4 protein-coding genes and 1 pseudogene are annotated in these 4704 nt (G+C 46.1%); 2 read left to right on the top strand and 3 right to left on the bottom strand.

Features of this window, described 5'->3' with window-relative positions; translation table 11 throughout:
- Positions 1 to 22 precede the first annotated feature (22 nt).
- Positions 23 to 988 carry a glycosyltransferase family 2 protein gene (locus NW858_RS07805; protein WP_414336000.1) on the top strand — a complete coding sequence of 322 codons (966 nt, stop codon included), beginning with the start codon at positions 23 to 25 and terminating at the stop codon, positions 986 to 988.
- A gap of 13 nt (positions 989 to 1001) precedes the next feature.
- Here NW858_RS07805 and NW858_RS07800 read toward each other — a convergent pair whose 3' ends face one another.
- From NW858_RS07800 to NW858_RS07790, 3 genes are all read right to left on the bottom strand, one after another.
- Positions 1002 to 1187 (bottom strand): hypothetical protein, encoded by a 186-nt coding sequence (locus tag NW858_RS07800; RefSeq protein WP_414520236.1) that lies wholly within the window; start codon positions 1185 to 1187, stop codon positions 1002 to 1004.
- A 33-nt stretch (positions 1188 to 1220) separates the two neighbouring features.
- Complete coding sequence (locus tag NW858_RS07795; RefSeq protein WP_414335999.1) at positions 1221 to 1517, bottom strand: hypothetical protein; 297 nt, start codon at positions 1515 to 1517, stop codon at positions 1221 to 1223.
- Between the two features lie 171 nt (positions 1518 to 1688).
- Positions 1689 to 2246 carry a type IV pilin protein gene (locus NW858_RS07790; RefSeq protein WP_414335997.1) on the bottom strand — a complete coding sequence of 186 codons (558 nt, stop codon included), beginning with the start codon at positions 2244 to 2246 and terminating at the stop codon, positions 1689 to 1691.
- A 185-nt stretch (positions 2247 to 2431) separates the two neighbouring features.
- Here NW858_RS07790 and NW858_RS07785 point away from each other — a divergent pair.
- A pseudogene (locus NW858_RS07785) lies at positions 2432 to 4704 on the top strand (FkbM family methyltransferase); the annotation flags it as partial.

Here is a 4704-nt window from a genome sequence, read left to right as displayed (position 1 = left end):
TGCCTAAAGGCTCGAATTCAATATGGCCAGAGTCTGTATTGTTACCACGGTTCGGGATCCAGGAGTTTGCTTGGAATCCTTTATTCGCTACCACCTCGCCATTGGAATCGCCCACATCTATATCTTCTTTGACGATCCAGAGGATCCCGCTGCTCAGATAGCGCTTAGATTCTCCGACGTAACAGCTATTCCCAATGACGAAGCTTTGCAAGTCCAGCAAGCGCTAGGCAATATCCTCTATGCGAAATATGGCCCTCATGTTGGCTACGAGGTCATGGCCCGCCAGATTTTAAATGTGGAAACTGCTATACAGCTTGCCCTTGACCAAGGCATGGATTGGATCATTCATATTGATGGAGATGAGCTCTTCTATCTCGGCGAGGCACTTACTTTGGACTGGTTTGACCAGCTAGATAACGACATACTTCAGGTTCGCTTCTTAAACTACGAGGCGGCCCCCGAAAAGTTTGAGATTGAAGATTACTTTCGCGAAGTTACTCTGTTCAAGAGAAACCCTGCTGTTTTAGATCCAGATTTTTATGCCAAGTTTCAGAGTACCTCTGGCAAGAGCCAATACTTTCTAGCTTATCAAAATGGGAAATCAGCAGCTCGAGTTTATCCCAGTATTTTGCCAAATAGCGTACATAGTTTCGACATTCCAGAGGAGCATACCCTAGTCACCTCATCTCCAACCGTTTTGCACTACCTGAATTGCGGCTTCCAGAACTACTACAAGAAGTACGCTCAACTGGGAAACTTTCCCGACTACTGGTGGCGCTCAAAATCAAATCTCATTCGAGTTCCCTTCCACTTGCGCTCACGAGATGCCTACTGCTCAGGAGATATCAATCAAATGGTGGCTCTTTATCAAGAGCTCACACTCTACGACAACCCTATGATTAACCAAAGCTTAGTAGAGAAGGGTATCCTCACTCCCATTTCCTACCCTTCGCAGTTACTGGCAAAAGGATCCGCTCGGCTGAATTAGTCTGAAACTCTATTCACTTTACTTTATTTTCCCCTACGGTATATCTCTTATGTTTCTGCTGCCATGCAGAAACTCTCCTAGCCAATTGTCTTCCTATTTCAGCGACTTTTTTAGCCTTGACAATGAAATCTTCTATGCTCTGTCCCTCACTATCAGCATTATCCTTCACAATCCCGTGAACAACATAATTTCTCTGCATTTCTCTGCTTTCGCCATTCACTTACTTGGCGAATCAGCTCTCGAAGTGTTTCTGGTTTCTCAACATGATTGTATGTTCTGCTTGTAGCCGTTTTTTCCATTTTTTGATTAAAAGGTGGAACGAATAGTTTTGAGCACTGGGGATAAACTTCTCAACCTTGACCAAGCGAGAAATCAGACGGTCGGTAATGATGCTTTCTGCAATGGTCACCACTTCTAGAAAGAATTCCTCTTCCTGTGCTCGCTTTATGCGTCTCCAGGCTTCCTGATATCTGTAGTATTTGCGGGCGTTTCCGTTAATCGACTTTGGCTTTGGTTGACGAACCGACATTTTTCGGATCCCTTGAGCAGCTAAAGTGACACCCCTAAGCTGCTTACATTTTAAGGCTCTAGGGGAGGGCAATGGCCAGAGCACCTTGTGCCAAGAACCTCTCCCAATCCCTCCCAAAGCACTAAAAAAGCTCCCCAAATCTGGGGAGCAGTATGGGGCACTCAGAGTAGATTAGTCAAACACGTTACAAGAGCGGCCTACATAGAACTCACTATTCTCTGCAATTTCAGTAGCTTGATCTCCCACACCAATCTCACATTTAATTGGCTCGTTGCTGCGGTTGACATAGGAAGCCGTGGTTGCCTCTGTTGAAATCACTGCACCAGTTGGCGTGCCCCCGCCGTCGAACGTGGGTTCCGCATAGTTTGCGGTATATGAAGCCCAGGGATCGTTCACGAACTTGTCACCCTGCGGTCCGCAGTAGTCGGGTGCAGCTCTGTCGTTTGTGTTACACTGATCGGGAGCGATATTGGCCCACCCTTCGGGGTACACAGTCGTGTCCATACGGTAGACCTCGGCGCCACGAGAAGCAGCAGTTAGGGCCGTTTGCCCCTCAGCAGCGCGGGCACGACGGATCTGGTTCAAGAACTGGGGAACAGCAATCGCGGTCAGAATACCCACAATCACAATCACCACCAGCAGCTCGATCAAGGTGAAGCCTTTGGCTTTGGAAAGGAGCTGCTGTGCCAGCTTGGCACGCAGCAAAGATTGACGAGTCTTGGCACTCATGGCTTATGTCCTTTAGAGAGGTAGTTCATACTTGACATCGCAGCTTAGCTGCTAGCCCTAGCATACCCACGCCACCGCCAGTCCATATCAGCCTCCCCCTACGCAAAGTTGCGGATCTTGCCGAATCTTGCCATCGAGTGGGAAAGGTGGTACTTTAGTGCTTTCAAGTGCTTAGCTTTTCTGGTATGATAGGTAAATTTTCTACTTTGCCTTCCGATTCAAGCCTTGAGGCCTTGGCTGCCGAGGTCAAGGTTATGCAAGACGATCAGCCCGACGCATTTCAAGGTCAGGTCAGAGAAATCTATCAAAACCTATCTCCCCCGGAGTGGGGCTATTTCCTCGAGCAGCTCTTGGCCGGGTCGCAGCCTATCAGCAAGGCTCTGGATAAGGCTGATTTCACCCTTGCCCGGCTCTGCCAAGCTCTCCAATCTGCACCTCACCACCGCAGGGCCTACTTAACTCTCAGGTCGCTGGTTACTGAGGGTCTTCTTTCGGGCCAACAGGCCTCTTCGGCAATCCTAGAAGCAGCTACCCAGCTGGAAAGCGTCGAAGGTAAAGGTCAGAGGCAAGGCCTTCAGATTTCCCTAAAGCTAAGGGAGATAGCTTTTGAGCTAGATCCTCTACAAAAAGACAACGTTGAGAAGCTCTTAATTCATGCAGTAGACTCAGAAGACGATTTGTCAGTAGTGCTATACGGTCAAGCTCTCCTAGAGTGTCTTGACAAACAGACCAAGAGTGCTCATTCAAACACGGTTCGCATAGAGGAAAGCTCTCAATCAGTAAAAGCGCTTACCCTATTGCTGGATAAAGGTTATATAGATCTATTTTTCGCAATCGCAAACTCACTAATCCCATTACTGCAAGAAGCCCAAAAAACGGCATTTATAGGTTTGCTATCTCAATTAGCAATTATTTTCAGTCCAGACAAAGCTAAAGACTACGATGGGCTCTACAAAGTAGAGGATATAATCAGAACTGAGTTTAATCAAATAGTTGGTGCAATATCCTATAACTCAGCAAGCAATTACTACAGCCTAATTGGCGATAGACTTTTAGCACTTGCCGATGAGAATAAAGATAACTTGATAGTTTATCTAGCTCTTCTCGCCGAATCACTAGAAAAGCTGATTCGCACCTCTAAATCTGAAAAAATCAAAGACATCATTGACAAAATCACAGAACATCTGAGTTCCTGCCTTCTGGAAGACTGGCAGGTGACACTTGAAAATCTATCGGATAGCTTGACAATAGCCAGAGTTATTTTGTCCAGGGTTGCCTTCTGCTGGAGTTATGTTAGTGATGATAGATCGCTTATCAGAAGGTATCAGCAACTGGGCGGGCGAATTCTCTCTCAAACTCTCAATCTCATGGCCAGGCAGAGAAACTTTACCTGGTTGGAGCACTGGGAAAAACAGAAAGCGCTGTACAAAGCACACAAGAAGCCTCACATAGGATACTTAGGAAATTGCTTTCGGCGTCATTCTGTAGGTTTCCTAAGCGAATCTTCGTTAAGATTGCAAAATCGCGGAGCTTTGGATGTATCGTACTATTACTTTTGGGGACATTCAACTGAAGAAATAGCTTCGCATGATAATCTCTATCAAAGATTTAGCTCTCACGATCACTTGTTCTTTCGCATCCTTCCAAAAGGTACGCCAATTCCCAAGGTAGTGTCCCAAGCTCGCGAAGACCAAGTTGACATCATGATTTTTATGGACTCCTTAACCATTCACGAAGCAAATATGAGTGCAGCCTTGCGGTGCGCACCTATTCAAATAGGATGGTTAGGCGGAGATGCTGTCGGATTGCCGGAGTTTGACTATTTTCTGGCCGACCCACACATACTGCCAGAGGATGCTCAAGTTGATTACCAAGAGAAAATAATTCGTTTGCCGAGCTACTGTGCCATTGATAGTTTAGATTTCTTTCCTTTAGCCAAAGATGAGTTTAAGAGTAAGCTTAATGTAAAACCTTATCACTTACTGTTCTTAACAGCATCTAGTGCTTATAAGCGTACCTCGGAGTGTATTGAAGCTCACTTACGGATAACTAAAGAAGTCAAAAATGCAATCTTAATTGTCAAAGTCTCTGGTGAGATATCTACTGTAATTAGTCGCTACAAGACAAAGGCGAAAGAATTAGGAGTAGATGAAAAAGTACGCTTCCTAGCTACAACTAAGACAGCAGAGGAGCACCGTGGGCAACTGGGTTGCGTTGATCTTATTCTAGATACTTTTCCCTACACAGGTGCAACCCACACCATGGAAGCCCTTTACATGGGGGTGCCGGTTCTTACCCTGGTAGGCCGCCATTACTATGGCCGCATGAGCTACAGTCTGCTGAAAAATATCGGTCTAGAAGACTGCATCACCTGGTCGGTCGAAGAGTTTATCCAACGTGGGATCCAACTGGGCAACAATCCGGAGCAACTCAACCGAATTAAAAAGCAAATCAAAGA

The organism is Synechococcus sp. H55.10 (genome assembly GCF_047502715.1).
Lineage (GTDB): Bacteria > Cyanobacteriota > Cyanobacteriia > Thermostichales > Thermostichaceae > Thermostichus.
This window is presented reverse-complemented; position numbering and strand designations above follow the sequence as displayed.

Excerpts from the sequence above, each read along its gene's own strand:
- NW858_RS07805 (WP_414336000.1), top strand. The coding sequence starts at position 23 with ATGGCCAGAGTCTGTATTGTTACCACGGTTCGGGATCCAGGAGTTTGC.
- NW858_RS07800 (WP_414520236.1), bottom strand. The coding sequence starts at position 1,187 with ATGCAGAGAAATTATGTTGTTCACGGGATTGTGAAGGATAATGCTGAT.
- NW858_RS07795 (WP_414335999.1), bottom strand. The coding sequence starts at position 1,517 with ATGTCGGTTCGTCAACCAAAGCCAAAGTCGATTAACGGAAACGCCCGC.
- NW858_RS07790 (WP_414335997.1), bottom strand. The coding sequence starts at position 2,246 with ATGAGTGCCAAGACTCGTCAATCTTTGCTGCGTGCCAAGCTGGCACAG.